Genomic DNA, 16,880 nt, shown 5'->3' on the forward strand with positions numbered 1-16,880 from the left:
TGTGTAGGAGAATGAAAAGATGAAAAGAAGAAGAATGGAATTTGTATTTTTATTTATTTTAATTACTGCAGTTTATATGATCCTGTTCACTCATGTTAGCTTCGACGTGAAGCTATTTTTTATTGGATTATATATTTTTGTCATGTTTATTACCATGATTTCACTCATGCTGGAAAATAGATTTGCCCACGAGACCCTTTTATGGATGTATGTGCTTTTGTTTTTCCCGGTATTTGGATATGTATTTTATCTATTCTCAGGTCAGCTCTATCTAAAAGGGTATTTATTTCGAAGTAAAAGGAAAAAAGATCGCGAAGAATGGAAGAGTCTTGTCACACAGGTATCATCGCCAGATTTATCGTTCTTGAATAATCATCAGCAATCATTCGCAGCTTTTGCCAAAAATGCATCTGAAACCACCATTAGTACATCATCGCAAACAGAAGTATTGAAAAATGGTAAAGAAACGTTTACAGAAATCATTAAACAGTTAAAAAAAGCTGAAAAATTCATCCATATTGAATATTATATTTTTCGTTCCGATAGGCTTGGCACTGAAATTATAGATATCCTTATTGAAAAAGCAAAAAATGGAGTGGAAGTTTTATTTATTTTTGATGCGGCCGGTAGTTTAAGCCTTTCAAATAATGAAGTTAAACGAATGAGAAATGCAGGGATAAAAGCTTATCCATTTTCCCCATTGAAACAAGGTTTTTTCAATCAAAAGTTTAATTTTAGGAATCACCGTAAAATTATCATCATTGATGGAGAAGTTGGCTTTGTGGGAGGTTTAAACGTAGGAGAGGAATATTTAGGACGAAATAAAAACATCGGATTTTGGAGAGATACACACATGGTCCTTAAAGGTGAAGCGGTATTTATGCTTCATACTGTTTTCCTTTTGGATTGGGAATATGTCAGTGGGGAAGATGTATTGCAAGAACGTCCAGAATTCAAGAATACAGTGGAACAAGGGGATGGAGCTGTCCAGGTGGTGGCTAGCGGTCCTGATACACAACAGGGAATCATGAGTGATTTTTACTATTCACTTATCACTAGCGCGACTGAATCAATCTGGATTGCAAGTCCATACTTCGTACCCAATCAAGCGATTAAAGCAGCAATTAAACATGCCGCAATTAAGGGGATACAAGTTAGGCTTATGGTTCCGGCAATAAATGATGGATTTTTAACGCAATATGGCAGTCGTTCCTATTTCGGGGAGCTACTTCAATTCGGTGTAGAGGTATACTCATATAAAAAAGGTTTTCTACATCAGAAACTTATTATCGTTGATGGTGATATGGCTTCCATAGGAACGGCAAACATGGATATGAGGAGTTTTCATCTGAATTTCGAAGTGAATGTCTTTCTTATGGGCAGCCGTACAATTGATGATCTTGTCACTCATTACAAAGAGGATATGATTGATAGTGACAAACTAGATCCTATCGGGTATAACAATCGTGGTTTACTGGAACGTTCAAAAGAATCATTTGCCAGATTGTTTTCGAATGTACTCTAATGGGAAAAAAAGCAGATAAATAGTATAGTTGAAATGTAAATAAATTAATTGGCCATAAGGAGAATTAAAGAGATTATGAAATTGGTTTCCTGGAATGTGAATGGAATTAGAGCTTGTGTTAAAAAAGGATTTTTAGATTACTTTAAAGATGTGGATGCAGATATTTTTTGCCTTCAAGAAACTAAGCTTCAAGAAGGGCAGATTTCACTTGAGTTGGAAGGGTACCATCAATATTGGAATTATGCATTGAAAAAAGGATATTCAGGTACGGCCATTTTCACAAAGGAAAAACCGCTTACAGTGAAATATGGCGTAGGGGAGCTAGACGAGGAGCCGGAAGGTAGGATCATAACACTGGAATTCGAGAATTTCTATATGGTGAATGTTTATACACCAAATGCAAAAAGGGATTTATCAAGGCTTGATTATCGTCTCGAATGGGAAGATGGGATGATAGATTATCTTAGAGAACTGGACTTGGTGAAGCCAGTTATCTTTTGTGGGGACCTCAATGTCGCACATCAGGAAATCGACTTGAAAAACCCGAAACCCAATATTGGTAATTCCGGTTTCACTAATGAAGAACGCGGTAAGATGACTGAATTACTTGATGCAGGGTTTATCGATACATTTCGTCATTTTTATCCGGACCAGGAAGGTGCCTATACTTGGTGGTCATATATGGCAAAAGTAAGAGAGCGGAATATCGGGTGGAGAATCGATTATTTCATTGTTTCTAAACGTATGGCGGATTCTTTAATAGAGGCTAACATTCACTGCGATGTCATGGGCAGTGACCATTGCCCTGTTGTCTTGGAAACAAACCTCTAAATCGAATAAATTCGGTAAAATGGGGATACTAATGGTTATCCATATTCAACAGGAGGTTAGATTATGAATACATTTATCGTGGGCTTTCATCAAGAAGATAATGTAGACAGCATGCAAGTGCAAAAATTGACGTCGGCTGAGTTTGAAAAATCAACATCTCGCGGTTTCCGCAGATTATTTGAACTGGATACAAATATCGGGTATTTCGTTTTTTTTGATGCTGAAAATGATGAGGGTGATTTATCCCATCTAGTTTTACAGTATGAAGAAGATAATCAGGATCCAAGTGATTGTTACTCCTTTACTAAAAATGATTTTTATGAGTTCATGGCACTTTATTTACAAGGCATGGATGAAGTGGAAGTGGAAGATGAAGAAGATGATGACAATGAAGAGTATGGACCGATCCACCATCTTGCCCATTTGATGTTTCATATTGTTGAAGAAGGAAAATCAGTTAAGCCTTGACCGACTAGTAACGAGATGAAAGGTACTTGTGAGCTTTGTGACAGGGGCGAGATAGAACTTACAATCCATCATTTAACACCTAGAGAATTAGGCGGTAGCCTTTTACCAATAGCCTATCTCTGTAAACCATGTCATAAACAGATTCACGCACTATATTCAAACCGAGAGATTGCCATCGACTATATACCGTGCTTTTGCTAAAAGATGATGAAGCATTAAAAAAATATTTAAAGTGGATTAAAAAACAACCAGTAACGAGGGTAGTAAAGATTAGAAAGTCAAAAACGAAATAATGCAAAAGCCCATCTTAAAAAGATGGGCTTTTGTATTTCATTCAACTTGCTTTATTTTTCAATCGATCCAATAAAAATCCACCTTTAAAATAACGTGGTTCATATGAAATGATGAAAGCCTTAGGTTCAAACTTTTCAACAGTTGCTATCAATTCTTGTTCCCGATTGCGTTTTGTCAAGATTTCCATCCGATAACGGTTGCTATCCCTGCCCTCGCCCGTATAAAGAGTTACACCAAATCCGTTGTTCCTCAATGTATCTACCAACTGTTCATTTTTGGTTTGAGTATTAACGGTCACATTAATAAAACCGATGGCAAGTTTTTGCTCAATTTTCGTACCAAAAATTATTCCGATTCCAAAACCGACTGCATATACAACCATGGCGAGTATGCTTTGGTCACCGCCAAATACTAGGGATAATCCAAAAACGTATATTAACATTTCTGCGATACCCAGTATCGAGGCAAGTATGGTAATATTTTTTACTAAGAAAATGGTTCGCAACGTGTAAATCGGAACATAAATAAGTTGTAATAGTAGAATCAGAAGTATTTCTTTCAATTGAGCACCTCACCAACATCTTCCAGTTTGATTAGACGTTTCTACTTGGAGACTGTTCATTCCATAAGTAACATCTTCCATAATCTAACCACAACATAATAGGGGAATTCAATGGGGAATATTATGTATTTTTTGTGGCATTTAAATTGACACTGAATTAAGATTCTATAAGATTTTTCAATATTCTTTTTTTAATTAATTTGGTATCATTATCCTTATTAATCCATATGGGGGAATGATGATGTTTAATTATGATGGTCGGATATTCAAAGCTAAAGTCAATTCTGAAAATGGAGAAGTATCAGGACATACTTCTTTCCACTATTCACAAGAAGGCTCAATTCTTTCAGCAAGTTATCATGGTGGAGACATTGTTAAAGGGACTTTAATAGGACTTGTCAATATGGATGGGTCCCTAGAATTCAGGTATAATCATATCAATGAAAAAGGAGAAATTAGAGGAGGCAGCTGTCTTTCCACCCCTGAAATGTTGCCAGATGGAAGGATACGCTTGCACGAAAAATGGAAATGGTCAGACCTTGAACAGAGTGAAGGGCACTCCATCATTGAAGAAGTGAAAAAATAACAATCTAAATAGAAGGGTTTGAGGACAATTACTACTATCTGTTTAGTGCGGCATGGTCAAACAGATTGGAATGCATTAGGGAAACTGCAGGGGCAAACTGATATTCCTTTAAATGAACTAGGAAAGATACAGGCACGGCAATGTGGTGAATTTTTGTCAAAAGAGGCTTCTTGGGATGTGGTTATTTCGAGCCCTCTAAAAAGGGCAAGGGAGACGGCAGATATCATTTCGCAAAATATTGAAGTCCCGGTTATTGAAAAAATGGAATTCATTGAAAAGAATTTTGGCGTCGCTGAAGGAATGACAGCAGCTGAAAGGGAGTCAGCATTTGTGGATAAAGAATATCCTGGTCAGGAAAATCAGGAATCTTTACGAAACAGGCTGATGAATGGGCTCCAGAAAATCCAGAAGGAGTATCCTGAGAAGAAAGTAATACTTGTTGCTCATGGAGCCGTCATTCATTTTATTTTGCGCTTGATGTCAAACGAGTCAATCGTATCCAACGAAATGCGCTTGTTCAATGCATGTTTGAGTACGATTAGATTTGAAGTCGATTCTTGGATAATTGATGATTTCAATCAAGTGAATCATTTATCTTAGTCCTATTAACTTGATTAGAGTTAAAATAAATATGGTTGATATTGAGGAGCTAATTATAGAAAGAAGGAAATCATGACTAATAAGACGGCATTGATTTTAGGGGCTACAGGTGTGGTCGGCACCCATTTGGTTAAAGAAATAAGCAACAGCAAAATTTATAGAGAAATCCATTTGCTGACAAGAAGGGAAATGAAATTCACGGAGCACAAGTGCACAGTACATGTTGTGAATTTCGAAAATTTATCCAAGTATGCCGATTTGTTCAACGTCTCAGATGTTTTCATTTGTTTGGGTACAACGATCAAAAAGGCTAAAACGAAGGAAGCATTTCGTAAAGTTGATTATGACTATCTAATCGAAGCCGCTAAAATGGTGAAGACATCCAATGTTGAAAAATTACTCGTCATAACGGCCATGGGAGCCAATTCCAAATCAAAGTTCTTCTACAGTCGTGTTAAGGGCGATGTGGAAGGAACACTTCAACACCTGGAATTGAATACTGTACATATATTCCGCCCTTCCTTACTTCTTGGAGAACGCAAGGAATTCAGGGCAGGTGAAAAGATTTCTGGGCTGCTAAGTACTTTTGCAAAATTTGTCTTTGTGGGCCCTTTACGCCCATATCGTGCAATAGAAGCAAAAAAAGTAGCTGCTGCAATGTACGCTGCGGCCCAAACGACGGCAAAAGGATATCATTTTTATAATTCTGATGAAATAGAGAAACTTGCACAAAGAGTTACTATTAATTAGTGAAACGAGCCTCCAATAGGCTCGTTTTTTAATTTGAAAGCAAGGTTTGATCCCAGCTTAAAAGGAAAAAGGAACGGATGAACATTTGCTTCTGAAAAAAGGTAGTGGGGTGTAATAGAGGTGGAGAACCAGAAGAACTTGGTAAAGCAAGGTCAATAGGGTCTTGAAAAGCATTTAAAGTCAATCTAGAGAAATCCATGATACTAATCTTCTGGATGAAACTTGATTGTAACAAGGATTTCCACTACAATTTGTAGTGGGAGGTGGTAAAGGATGAATATTAAAAATTTTAAATATGATGAAGTTGGACTCAATCGTTTCTTTGGTCCATTGGAAGCTAATATAATGGAATATTTATGGGATAAAGATGAACAGAGCATTAAATCGGTTCAGCAATCATTGGAACTTGACAAACCTATCAATTTCAACACAGTAATGACCGTCATGAATCGTTTAGTAGAAAAAGGCATTCTTGAAAAGAGGTCTGAAGGAAGGCTTTCATTATTTCGCCCGGTTCAGTCCAAAGCAGAGTTTTTAGAAGAGCAGTCAAAGAAACTGACTGAGAATTTGCTGGATGAATTTGGTGGAGCGGTCATAAGCCATATGCTGGATGCCATGAAAGACGCTGACCAAGGTTTAATTGAAAAATTGGAACAAAAAATTCAATCGTTAAAAAAGGATAAATTATGATTTGGAAGAGAAAGTCTTATTTTGTGATAAGCCTGAGTCTTTTAATTGCCTGTGTAGTATGGTGCCAAATGGGAGCTTTTTTGGTACACATCTTTTTTGGTGTGAATATTAAAGCCAATTTTTTTAAATTTTGTTTTAGTTTATTTAAGGAAGATTCAGTATACTACTTTGTGGTCGTCACCCTGCTCAGTATAATAATATCCTATAGTATATTGAGCGCCTTATTCAAAATTGCAGAGCAATATTTCTTATCCAGAAGGTTTAAACAAAAGCTTTTTCTTTCCAAAAACATTGATATGACAAGGTCTATAAATGAAACATTCAATCGGATCAACAATGATATCTTAGTTGTGAACACTGAACAACCTCTTGCGTTTACGCTTGGTTTCAGGCGGCCTTTCATTGTGTTAAGTACAGGTTTAATTCAATTATTGGATATTGATGAGCTAGAAGCGGTAGTAGAGCATGAAGCCTTTCACCAAAAAAAATATGATCCACTGGTAATTTTTATTTTACAGTTGATCTCAGATGCGTTATGGTTTGTCCCACTGACAAAATGGTGTCATAAAAATTACAAAATAATAAGTGAATTATCAGCCGACGAAAATGCAATTAATAAAATGGGGACTGAATTAGGCATAAGTACCGCTTTGTTGAAGTTAATTAAACATGGTTGCACTGATAAATCATCTCCTGTTCTTGTCCATTTCTCCAATGAATCGGTTAACTATAGACTTCAGCAATTAATTCATCCCCATAAAACAATTCCTTTGAGAGCTGAAACAACCACGATTTTTGTTTCTATTTATGTTTTGGTTATACTTTTGGGAATGACTATAGTGATTGTCTGATGACTTTCACTTGATTTTTTTACCACTTTACACTACACTTTGTAGTGTAAAATAAAACAAAAGGAGATATGTCATGAATAAACAAGAGATTGGTACCTTTTTATTAAGAGTTATGTTGGGAATTTCATTTTTCTTGCATGGTTTGTCAAAATTCAAGGGTGGATTGGATAACACTTCAGGATGGTTTCAAAGTATAGGCATTCCGGGATTTATGGCCTATGTAGTCGGTATTATTGAATTGGTTGGAGGAATTGCTTTAATTATAGGTCTTGGGACAAGAATAATTTCTGCTCTCCTTGTATTCATCATGGCTGGTGCAATTGTTTATGTGAAATTCCCAGCAGGTTTTATGGGGAATGGAGAAGGTACAGGGTACGAACTGGATCTCGTTCTTATGATTATTGCACTTCACCTAGTATTGAATGGAAGCCGATTCCTATCTATAGACTCTAAGTTACCTAACCTTAAAAAAAGACAAGATTCAGAAATGATAGCAAGTTAATATTAATAAACGATAGCACAAAAAATTAAACACTTTTTTTGACAATCTTGAGGCATGAAACCGGCAATCACTGGGGTCATGCCTTTTTCATTTCACCTTGTTCTTATTTGAAGTGGCTTCATGATTTGAAAAACCGAAAATAAATCAAAGCAGATTTTGGTTATCAAAAGAAGTTTTCCATGACTGCAGTAACGTGACATACTTTGCGAAATGACAATACTTGAACCAATAACCTTGAAATTTTCAATTCAATCGTTAACAAACAAAAAAATTGATAGTTTTCATTAATTTTTCATTGACGAACACATGTTCCTTGTTATAAAATACAATCATGGGTAATAATGGTATAGTGGTTATTGCCACTGACCAGTCCAAAAGGAAGCTTGGAAATCTTTCAAGCTTTGTAAAAAAAATTAAAGCAAAAGGAGCTATTTAATTATGACCATGCGATTATCTCCATATTTAATGATGAACGGAAATGCGAAGGAAGCGATCCAATTTTATGAAAAAGCATTGGATGCAAAAGTCCTTTTTAATCAATCCTTTGGAGAAATGCCAGAAAACCCGGAATTTCCTCTGCCAGAAGAAGCAAAGGATCTTGTGGCACACGCAATGTTAAAGGTTGGGGAAACGGACCTCATGTTTTCCGATACTTTTCCAGGTCAAACCAGTCAATCTGGAGATCAAGTCACGATCTGTATTTCAATCAACGATATTGAAAAATCAAAACGAATCTTTGAAACTTTGTCGCAAGGTGGAGAAGTGAAAATGCCGCTGCAGGAAGCTTTTTTCAGCCCTGCTTATGGGATTGTATCAGACAAATTCGGTGTAACCTTTCAAATTTATACAGAGGGTCAACAATAATTTTCTCAAGTTAAAAAAATAGCAGCTGTTTCGGTGACTATTAGTTGCAACTGTTATTTGTTGAATAAATAAATCCCAATTTCTCATTTATATCACTGAGAGATTGGGATTTTTAATATTGGAATATCCTTAACGTTGTGCATCCACGTTTTGCTTGCGGTCCTTCTTATGGAATTATAGGTATGATTCTTATCTCTTTTCATATGCAACCAAAGATCATCCCGCACGGTAGGATAGCATGTAAGATAACATCACTTTTATAAATAATGTAGGCGTTCATTCTCACTGTCCCTAGATCCTGGATTCAATCCGAATGTATATATATTGCTCTTAATAACCGAACTCCACTATTGGTATCATGATTTACGTGGTTACCGATAATTTTTTTCTGGTTCCACACTTTTAACTTTGAAACCTTATCGTTATCTCTCTGTGATATTCGTCATATATTCTTCATCTATTTGTTCTTTGTTTAGAAAATGGCTATGCTATTATTTAAAACATTGACATACAAATTAGCCGCATTCTTTGTAAAATATATTCCTTCTTTTAATAGGCTAATATCATTCGGAGTAACTTTACATTGCGTAATAAGGGAAAAGGGGGGAACAACGTGAACACAGATCAAGCTTTCAACCTGTTAAAGGATGCAGGAGTAACAGAAAGCAGTAGTATACAAACTGTTAGACGCTGGCTTCGTGAAGGTAAGATTAAATATGAGGGAGGAAACGGAAATAGAAAAACTGGATACATAATGGAGGACACAGATCAAGCATTTGAAATGTTAAAAGATGCAGGAGTAACAGAAAGTAATAGTGTACAAACTGTTAGGCGCTGGCTTCGTGAAGGTAAGATTAAATACGCGGGAAACGGAAAGAGGAGCACTGGATACATAAGCGATGACACAGCTTCAAAGATGGCTATAAATGATATTATAGATCAAAATAAGGACGAAATCATACACCGATTAAAATTAAAAATACAAGCTCAAGATAAGCATATAGAAGGAATCGAAGAACTTCATGAGACTGCAAAAAGAATATTGATTCAGCAAAGGGATATGTTCAAAAAGGAAGTTGCCATTCTAAAGAATGAAAAAAGTGAATTACAAATTGAAACAAAGGATTTATTAAAAGAAAATATTGAATTACGTAATGAATTGATAAAATTAAAAGAAAACATCAGAAACAATTACAATATTGACTCCACTACTCAATCAAATGATTATAGTAAAAAATTAGGGCTCTCTAAAATGGCGAGCAGTAAAGAAGTATTAGCAGAATATAAAGGGTTATTAAAAATAACTCATCCAGACCATAATGGCAACGCGAAGGTATTTCATTACATTAAGACTGATTACGATAATTTTAGAAAGAGCAACAAAGGTAAATGAAAAGTGTTTAAATATATGAAGATTATTTCCAAATCAAACTTAACGAAAATCCTAGGGTAATACCGTGTTTTAGGCGAATCGATTGTTAGGATCAAAAGCGCTCGGGAATTTTGGAGTTAATAGGGCCGAACCATTGTTAATTTAGACTATTGATCATTCTTTTTTTGATTCCATCGTTTGTTCATTTTAAATAAACAGATCCAAATGAACGAAAAGGTGCCTTTGTTCATTTGGCACCTAAATTTGAGACGTTTAAAGTCTATCGTTTACACATTATCAAGCTGCAGACTATTTTTGTCTCCTCATCCATTGTGTTGCAACCCATTTTTCCCCAGTGATAACGGGCGCTCCACCATGTAAAGTTAGTTCGTTTATGTTTTTATCGTTATAGAAATATTCGAAATACACAGCCATCCCCTTTCGCGGGGACACTGAAAAATTCAGTTTAGGAAAAAAAGTTTCCCCTCCATGCTCCACATCATTTAAGTACATAATGATTGTGCTAATTCTATTGTTTTTTGCTGCTATACTTGAAGATGTAAAAAAATCAAAATGAGCTTTATACTCTTGACCAGGAGTATATTTAAGAATTTGAATACCATCTCCATGATCAATAGGGATATTCATGATTGTTGATATCCTTTTTTCAATTTTGGTAATGATGTCATATTCATTTTCTTGGAAAAACATACTACTGCTTGTTCTTATCTCATTTAATTCGTGCGTAACTCCAATTTTGGAACGATGCAATTTGTCTTTTGACAATTCAATAAGACCGTCACATTCTTCGTCACTCAAAACATTTCCTAAAACTACAATTAGAGGTTCTTCTAATTTAGCAATCACATTAATTTCTCTGTCTTCCGTTTTGATTTTATTTCCAATATGATTAAAAATAGTTTGTTCTTTACTTATTTTATTATCCACTGTCAACTTTCATCGACTCCCAAAAGAATGAATTTTCCGAACAGTTAGTTTATATTATTTCTGTAAGCGTTTTTCTATATTAATTATACCATGAACGTTGTTATATAACTGTTTCTTATTTCAGCAAACAGTGCTTCGTATTATGAGGTCAACAATTAAACATACTTGTTGACCTGGCGGTTGACTATAGCAAACTCTAATCTTTTACATAAAATATAGTAAGCTCACAATTTGCACAAGTCTCTTTCATGTGTGTATTTTCACCAAAATCTACGTGAATTTATTTCCTCCAACGTGGTTTCCACTGATTGGTAAGGGGGAGTAAGGGGGTTTTTAAAACTTTCATTGGACAAATGTGTGAAATTTTGTGCAATACCAGAATATGCCGTTAAAGAGGGAAATGTATTGAAAATTGCACAGGAGTCTCCCGCTATTCCACGACTTTATGAGGTGGGGCAAAACTATATTATTATGGAATATCTTGAGGGTCCAACTTTATTCCAGTATTTAGAATCTGGAGGGGTCCTATCCAAAAAATTGATGAGGCAAATTCTTTTTGTGCTAAAAGAAATGAAGCGTTTAAAGTTTTCCAGATTGGATGCCGATTTGCGCCACATTATTGTAACTAAGGAAGAGGAATTAAAAGTAATAGATCATTATAGCTCCTATACAAGGATTCGAAACAGGCCAGAGTTGATATTCGAAGGTTTAAAAAAGTTGGGTCTATTACCTCTGTTCTTGAAAGAGTTAAAAGAAATGGATCCCGAATCCTATATGGAATGGAAAGATTTATAAATAAAAAAAGTAACTCCTTTAAAGCTAAAAAGGAGTTACTTTTTTCTGTGGAAAAACCAGCGTTATTTTGGATTGCTATGATGCTGGATGATACGATCAACGATATCTGGCAATTTAATTTTCTGTTCTAAAAGAAACTGGTAGAGAGCATCTCTATCCTTCGTACTCACATTCCACTCTTTAGGGATGGATTCGATCACTTGATAGATCGATTTGTTCGGCAAGTTCACTATTTTTTCTATAAACGATGTAAGCTCTTTTTGATCATCGAGAAGAGAGAAGGCCCATTTATAAAAAGGCCAATGGTAGTTATATACCGGTGTTTCACTTAGCGTTTGAGCAGACCATTGATAACGTCCTGGAAAAACTCTGCCATGATCAATCATATGGACATAATAGCCGCCATCACTGAGATTTTCCAAAATGACATTCATCGTACCTCGGTCAGAGTTATTAACCCATTGGTCGAATACCGTTATACCGGCAAGCATATCTCGGTTTTTAACATCCGTCTTAGTAGGAGGATTTTCTCTAACATTCTCGAAAACTGTACTGTTTTTAATAAAAACACAGCCATATTGGTATCCAGAACTATAGTTGTGTTTACTGGATTTTAATTCAGGGGTTTTCTTGATAAATTCTTCCGGTATATATACAAGATCAAATGGGATAACGGGAAGTGAAAGGAGCTCTGCCAATTTGCCGATCATGTATTCATTGACCACTTCTTTTTCTCTTCCTTTCTTAGTATCGAACCACTTCACGACATATTCTTTACCATCGCTGAAAAGAATGACATGTGCGGTTCCGCCCCTTAATGTTTGTACATATTGAACTGGATATTTTGTCATATCACTTTGTCTCCTTTTAAAAAATTTGTCTAGCTCTATTTCTTTTTTACCTTTTCTTTTTTATTAACCATATTACTCTTGTATTGATCGATGAAATTGGTTATAAGATTCGGTAAATGACTTTTCTGTTCTACAAGAAATTTGTACAGCGCTTCACTTTCCTCCATCGAGACTCCCCAATCTACAGGGATGGATATGGTAACTTCATAGTTAATTCGTTTAGAAGGGATAAAATTTTTTATACAAATGATGTGAAATCTTCTTCATTTAGCATATAGAAGGCGCGTCGGTAAGTTTCTTGGTAAGGGATTCAGTTTCTGAGAAAGCGTTTTTCAGACTACTGATATCCATCCGAAAAACATGTTCCATGATCAATCATATGGACAAAATAGCTACCTTCACTAAGCTGTACTAGAAGGAAAATGCTTAGGGCCAATCGATGTTATTCACCCTAAGGTCGAATACCACCATTCCGGCAAGCATATCGTGATTTTTCTCTTACATCTTGGATGGAAAAGCTTTAAATACTTCATCTCGTACAAAACTGTTTTCGATAAATAAACAAGTATATTGGCATCCTGAACTAAATTTGTATTTTCTGGAATGTAATTTAGGAGTATTTTTTATGACTTCGACTGGGGTATATACAAGCCCGAAGGGGATAAAAGAAAGGGAAGGAACATTGCTAATTTACCGACCACTTACTCATTTACTACTTACTTGACTCTATTATTAGTACCATTCATTTCACTACATACTTTTTACCGTCGCTAAAAAGAATGACATGTACCGTCCCACCAATTAATGTTTGTACGAGCTCAACTGGATATTTGGACTGACCCATGGTTTCCATTTCAATTAACTCCGTTATTTTTTTCTAATAAGCTGTATAGCCTTTGTTGTTCGATGATTTGTTTATTCAAATCAAAATTTTCATCAATAACCTGTCTTGCACTTCTGGTATATCTCTTCCATACTCTTGGATGACTCAGGAAATATTTTATACCTTGAGCCAATTTTAAATCATCTTTCTCAGGAACAAGGTATCCTGTTTTTTTATGCTCAATCAATTCCGGAATCCCTCCATGAAAGGTGGAGATGACAGGTAAACCGCTTGCCATTGCTTCTTTTAATACATTTGGGATCCCTTCTACATCGCCATCTTCGCCCGTTTCACTGGCTAGGCAAAAGAGATGGGAATCTCTTAATTCCTTAGAAATTTGGTTGGAATCCATTGGTCCTCTAAGAAAAACGTGTTCGGTTAATTGGTTTTCATCAATGAAAACTCTTATCTTCTCTTCATCTTCTCCTGTCCCAATAATGTGCAGTGTCGTTCTTGGGAATTCCTGATGAATCCGTTGAAAAGCCTTCAAAAGCGTAAGGAATCCTTTTTTCTCGACAAGTCTGGCTACAGACAAGATTCGGATTTCTCCTTCCTTAGGTAAGGAACGTTGGAAAAATGGGTATAAATCTAAATCTAGACCACCATATAATACATGTATTTTATCTTCTTTAAATCCTAATTTCATTAATTCATCTGCAAGAAAATGGCAAACTGCAAAACAACCAGCTCCATGTTTTACTAAATTTTGATATCGGAGGACATTTTTGCGAAATCTCTTATATGTTTGAGTGGATGAATCACGTCCTCGAAAATGCACAATCAAAGGAATATCATACTCTATAGCTGTTGGTAAAAAATCGATGGAATGTTTCCCTTGATGAGCGTGAATCGCAACTACATTTTGCTCCTTAAAGAAGGCTCCAAGGTCTTGAATTTCGTTCAAATTATAATAATGTTCAAACTGATATTGAACATTGTCGCTATTTGGGTAAGGGCCTATTACAATAGGCCGATATTGATCCAACATAATGATCTGATTGTACATAAATCCTTGATTTATTTTAATAGGTTCTCTAATGTAAAAAGCGATTGTCTTCACTATTTCAATCCCTTCCTTCCCTCTAAAATCAAATTTTCGATAAAACTTTGAAATATTTGTCGATCTCGTTCAGTTAAATCTTTCGGAAAAGAGGACCATTTAAAAAATTGTACCTTTTGTATTTCTATATCATCAGGTTTTAAATCTCCGCTGAGTATTTCTTCGGTCACGTAAGCAATATTGACTGGAAAGTATTCATCACCATTAGGCAGCTTCGTAAAATAGTCCTTCCCTGAAAAAACGCCAATTAATTGAAGGTTGCCAATGTTAATCCCTGTTTCCTCCAAAATTTCACGTCTGCAAGCCTCTTCCGCAGATTCTCCTAATTCAATAAAGCCGCCTGGCAATTTCCACAATTTATCGGATTGTACCATTAGAAAACGGCTGTTCTGATCGATAACCAAAACGGTGACACCAGTAAGTATCAAAGCTCTAGTCCCAACGAGAGCACGTAAATCTTCAATGTAGCCCATCACAAGTCTCCTTTCTAATCATTTCCTTTCTGGTTATTCCTCTTTTATAGTAAATGCAAAATAGAAAAGATTCGAAACGGACAAGTACATATATTTGTATTTTTTTTGTAAAGTTCTTAAATGTATGTGTATGAGCATAAGACACTGAAGAAATGCTAGGAAAAGCTTTCCTTAAGAGAATTATGCACCAATTGCTAATAGGTTTCTTCTCGTCCTTAGAACCCAGTAAAAGAGGGTATGACTTAATTTTGTGAAAAAGTGTTATTAACCTAAAGCAACTAATCGAGGATTTCATATTATAGATTATCGTTATTAAAAAGAAGGAAAGAGGTGAAAGATTAGATGGATGATTTTAAATTAATAAAGGTTGAGAGAATAGAAAAGAACGGTAAAAAGGAACTTATTATTCATAATCCAACCACATTAAAACTGATTGGGGAAGGAAGTCAAGGTGCAGTTTTTCAGCTTGATGAAGATATTTGCGTAAAAATTTATGTCAATCCAAATGCAGCAACTAAAGAGGGGAAAGCACTTGAAGCAGCGAAGGAAACTCATATTGTTCCGAGGTTATATGAAGTCGGACCAAACTACGTAATTATGGAGTATTTAAAAGGGCCCAATCTAAAAGATTATTTGAAAGGAAAGCAAGATATTCCCGAATCGGTTACAGAACAAATCATAATGATTCGAAAGGAACTAAAGAGAGTTGGATTTATTAGAATCAAGACCTCAATCGGACATTTTGTCGTAACAAAGGGAAATGTGCTGAAAGCGATCGATCATTCAGATGGCCTCACAATGAATGATCCATATAATCCGAAGATGTTTCGTGATTTAAAGAAATTGGGGTTATTGGATACATTCCTGGAACAAGCAAAGAAAATCGATCCTGAATCATATGAAGACTGGCAGAAAAATATCGATTTCAATGCGATATAGGAAACCTATCCGATAGGATGACAAAATGGGGAAGTGGCTTCAGCAAAGGCTCTAACCGGTGCAAGTATGGCATACATCAAAGAAATTTATGATGAATTCCTCACAAAACCAATTATGTTAAACAAGCATGAAAATCTAAAAAAGTCGAACTCCTTAACGTAAAGGAGTTCGACTTTTTAGGTTGGAATTCTCTTAGACATAAAATTTGCGTAATGGGCAGTATAGCATTGTTACTCCCGTTCGTAAATGTGCACGTTTGGGAACGGAGGCTTTTTCTCATGAACCATTTTTAACGTTCGTAAAAGTACGAAATAGTTTACATTGTACGAACGTTTTGAATGCGGCATTTTTATTTTTTAAAATGAAAACGCTAAATGTTTTAGTGCATTTTTTGTTTCTTCTTCGGTAATACCTATGTAGCGTAGAGTGACAGATGGATGGGAATGATGCAGAATCTGTTGCAGTATGGCAATATCCTTCGTGTCTATGTAAAACCAATAGCCAAACGTTTTTAAAGGTATGTTGCCGACATGTTCCGCGTCAACGAACTCGACGGCCTTATTTAACTGCCGGTAGGCCTGAGTAGGAGTAATAGGGGGGCTGCCTCTTCCTAAGTAAGGACTCTAGACGTTTTTCGTATAATCATAGACCTCCTGGAAGCAATTCGCGATATACATGTCGCGAATTTTTTGCGTTTTGCCTTCTTTGTCTCGGAGATTTTATTTTTTTTCCTTTGAGGTCAGGGATCTATTGTGTGGTCAATCGAAGAAAGTCCCCAATCCGAGCCTAGTCTCATATACTTTAACGAACGTAAAAAACGGCAGTTTTAAGGACAAATTACAATATTTATAAAATTATATTTTTACATACGGATGACGATTTTTCCTTTATAAAGTGGTTTTTTTGAATTTTTTTGCAAGGTAATATAAGTTTAACGTTTACACGTGACCAACGCTCAGTCATTCAAAGGCATGTTGAATAACTATAGAAAGAATGGTGATAGTTGTTTATCCATTAAAGATCTCTGTCCATGGAA

18 protein-coding genes and 1 pseudogene are annotated in these 16,880 nt (G+C 35.6%); 14 read left to right on the forward strand and 5 right to left on the reverse strand.

What is annotated here, in order from left to right:
* Positions 1–19 precede the first annotated feature (19 nt).
* From cls to BS1321_RS25690, 4 genes and pseudogenes are all read left to right on the forward strand, one after another.
* On the forward strand, positions 20–1,525 hold the full coding sequence (cls, locus tag BS1321_RS25675; RefSeq protein WP_063233679.1) for a cardiolipin synthase: 1,506 nt from the start codon (positions 20–22) through the stop codon (positions 1,523–1,525).
* A gap of 75 nt (positions 1,526–1,600) precedes the next feature.
* Positions 1,601–2,356, forward strand: a complete 756-nt coding sequence (locus BS1321_RS25680; RefSeq protein WP_063233680.1) for an exodeoxyribonuclease III — start codon at positions 1,601–1,603, stop codon at positions 2,354–2,356.
* 63 nt (positions 2,357–2,419) lie between these two features.
* On the forward strand, positions 2,420–2,824 hold the full coding sequence (locus BS1321_RS25685) for a hypothetical protein (RefSeq protein ID WP_063233681.1): 405 nt from the start codon (positions 2,420–2,422) through the stop codon (positions 2,822–2,824).
* A 15-nt stretch (positions 2,825–2,839) separates the two neighbouring features.
* Positions 2,840–3,117, forward strand: a pseudogene (locus tag BS1321_RS25690) (HNH endonuclease).
* 41 nt (positions 3,118–3,158) lie between these two features.
* Here BS1321_RS25690 and BS1321_RS25695 read toward each other — a convergent pair.
* Complete coding sequence (locus BS1321_RS25695; RefSeq protein ID WP_063233682.1) at positions 3,159–3,680, reverse strand: DUF2179 domain-containing protein; 522 nt, start codon at positions 3,678–3,680, stop codon at positions 3,159–3,161.
* 241 nt (positions 3,681–3,921) lie between these two features.
* Here BS1321_RS25695 and BS1321_RS25700 point away from each other — a divergent pair, with 241 nt between their 5' ends.
* The 8 genes from BS1321_RS25700 to BS1321_RS25735 all read left to right on the forward strand — a co-directional run bounded on the left by BS1321_RS25700 (position 3,922) and on the right by BS1321_RS25735 (position 9,916).
* Positions 3,922–4,266, forward strand: coding sequence for an avidin-fold protein (locus tag BS1321_RS25700; RefSeq protein ID WP_063233683.1), 345 nt, complete (start codon positions 3,922–3,924; stop codon positions 4,264–4,266).
* Between the two features lie 27 nt (positions 4,267–4,293).
* Positions 4,294–4,866, forward strand: a complete 573-nt coding sequence (locus BS1321_RS25705; protein WP_063233699.1) for a histidine phosphatase family protein — start codon at positions 4,294–4,296, stop codon at positions 4,864–4,866.
* Positions 4,867–4,938: 72 nt separating this feature from the next.
* Entirely contained in the window at positions 4,939–5,616 is a 678-nt protein-coding gene (locus BS1321_RS25710) for an NAD(P)H-binding protein (RefSeq protein ID WP_069981714.1), read from the forward strand.
* Between the two features lie 273 nt (positions 5,617–5,889).
* Entirely contained in the window at positions 5,890–6,306 is a 417-nt protein-coding gene (locus BS1321_RS25715; RefSeq protein WP_063233685.1) for a BlaI/MecI/CopY family transcriptional regulator, read from the forward strand.
* The gene (locus BS1321_RS25720; protein ID WP_063233686.1) at positions 6,303–7,157 is read left to right on the forward strand and encodes a M56 family metallopeptidase; all 855 of its coding nucleotides are present in this window, start codon (positions 6,303–6,305) and stop codon (positions 7,155–7,157) included. The genes BS1321_RS25715 and BS1321_RS25720 overlap by 4 nt, the downstream gene beginning before the upstream one ends.
* Positions 7,158–7,230: 73 nt before the next feature.
* Positions 7,231–7,659 carry a DoxX family protein gene (locus tag BS1321_RS25725; RefSeq protein WP_063233687.1) on the forward strand — a complete coding sequence of 143 codons (429 nt, stop codon included), beginning with the start codon at positions 7,231–7,233 and terminating at the stop codon, positions 7,657–7,659.
* 438 nt (positions 7,660–8,097) lie between these two features.
* Complete coding sequence (locus BS1321_RS25730) at positions 8,098–8,523, forward strand: VOC family protein (protein ID WP_063233688.1); 426 nt, start codon at positions 8,098–8,100, stop codon at positions 8,521–8,523.
* A 613-nt stretch (positions 8,524–9,136) separates the two neighbouring features.
* Entirely contained in the window at positions 9,137–9,916 is a 780-nt protein-coding gene (locus BS1321_RS25735; RefSeq protein WP_063233689.1) for a hypothetical protein, read from the forward strand.
* A gap of 288 nt (positions 9,917–10,204) precedes the next feature.
* On the opposite strand, the gene BS1321_RS25740 is transcribed toward BS1321_RS25735, so the two are convergent.
* Positions 10,205–10,849, reverse strand: a complete 645-nt coding sequence (locus BS1321_RS25740; protein ID WP_063233690.1) for a 2OG-Fe(II) oxygenase — start codon at positions 10,847–10,849, stop codon at positions 10,205–10,207.
* 399 nt (positions 10,850–11,248) lie between these two features.
* Between BS1321_RS25740 and BS1321_RS25745 the strand changes: the two genes are divergently transcribed.
* Positions 11,249–11,638 carry a hypothetical protein gene (locus BS1321_RS25745; RefSeq protein WP_155726473.1) on the forward strand — a complete coding sequence of 130 codons (390 nt, stop codon included), beginning with the start codon at positions 11,249–11,251 and terminating at the stop codon, positions 11,636–11,638.
* Between the two features lie 62 nt (positions 11,639–11,700).
* Here BS1321_RS25745 and BS1321_RS25750 read toward each other — a convergent pair whose 3' ends face one another.
* The 3 genes from BS1321_RS25750 to BS1321_RS25760 form a co-directional block, all read right to left on the reverse strand.
* Positions 11,701–12,489, reverse strand: coding sequence for a HipA family kinase (locus BS1321_RS25750; protein WP_063233692.1), 789 nt, complete (start codon positions 12,487–12,489; stop codon positions 11,701–11,703).
* Between the two features lie 854 nt (positions 12,490–13,343).
* Entirely contained in the window at positions 13,344–14,432 is a 1,089-nt protein-coding gene (locus BS1321_RS25755) for a glycosyltransferase (protein WP_232522735.1), read from the reverse strand.
* A complete protein-coding gene (locus BS1321_RS25760) occupies positions 14,432–14,905 on the reverse strand; it encodes an NUDIX hydrolase (protein WP_063233694.1) in 474 nt (157 codons plus the stop codon). The genes BS1321_RS25755 and BS1321_RS25760 overlap by 1 nt, the downstream gene beginning before the upstream one ends.
* A 342-nt stretch (positions 14,906–15,247) precedes the next feature.
* On the opposite strand from BS1321_RS25760, the gene BS1321_RS25765 reads away from it, so the two are divergent.
* Positions 15,248–15,844 (forward strand): hypothetical protein, encoded by a 597-nt coding sequence (locus BS1321_RS25765; protein ID WP_063233695.1) that lies wholly within the window; start codon positions 15,248–15,250, stop codon positions 15,842–15,844.
* The last annotated feature ends 1,036 nt before the right edge of the window (positions 15,845–16,880 follow it).

It is taken from the genome of Peribacillus simplex NBRC 15720 = DSM 1321 (assembly GCF_002243645.1).
Taxonomy (GTDB): domain Bacteria; phylum Bacillota; class Bacilli; order Bacillales; family DSM-1321; genus Peribacillus; species Peribacillus simplex.

Bases quoted from the DNA above. Each gene is read 5' to 3' on its own strand.
- cls (WP_063233679.1), top strand. From the start codon at position 20: ATGAAAAGAAGAAGAATGGAATTTGTATTTTTATTTATTTTAATTACT.
- BS1321_RS25680 (WP_063233680.1), top strand. From the start codon at position 1,601: ATGAAATTGGTTTCCTGGAATGTGAATGGAATTAGAGCTTGTGTTAAA.
- BS1321_RS25685 (WP_063233681.1), top strand. From the start codon at position 2,420: ATGAATACATTTATCGTGGGCTTTCATCAAGAAGATAATGTAGACAGC.
- BS1321_RS25700 (WP_063233683.1), top strand. From the start codon at position 3,922: ATGTTTAATTATGATGGTCGGATATTCAAAGCTAAAGTCAATTCTGAA.
- BS1321_RS25710 (WP_069981714.1), top strand. From the start codon at position 4,939: ATGACTAATAAGACGGCATTGATTTTAGGGGCTACAGGTGTGGTCGGC.
- BS1321_RS25715 (WP_063233685.1), top strand. From the start codon at position 5,890: ATGAATATTAAAAATTTTAAATATGATGAAGTTGGACTCAATCGTTTC.
- BS1321_RS25720 (WP_063233686.1), top strand. From the start codon at position 6,303: ATGATTTGGAAGAGAAAGTCTTATTTTGTGATAAGCCTGAGTCTTTTA.
- BS1321_RS25725 (WP_063233687.1), top strand. From the start codon at position 7,231: ATGAATAAACAAGAGATTGGTACCTTTTTATTAAGAGTTATGTTGGGA.
- BS1321_RS25730 (WP_063233688.1), top strand. From the start codon at position 8,098: ATGACCATGCGATTATCTCCATATTTAATGATGAACGGAAATGCGAAG.
- BS1321_RS25750 (WP_063233692.1), bottom strand. From the start codon at position 12,489: ATGACAAAATATCCAGTTCAATATGTACAAACATTAAGGGGCGGAACC.
- BS1321_RS25760 (WP_063233694.1), bottom strand. From the start codon at position 14,905: ATGGGCTACATTGAAGATTTACGTGCTCTCGTTGGGACTAGAGCTTTG.
- BS1321_RS25765 (WP_063233695.1), top strand. From the start codon at position 15,248: ATGGATGATTTTAAATTAATAAAGGTTGAGAGAATAGAAAAGAACGGT.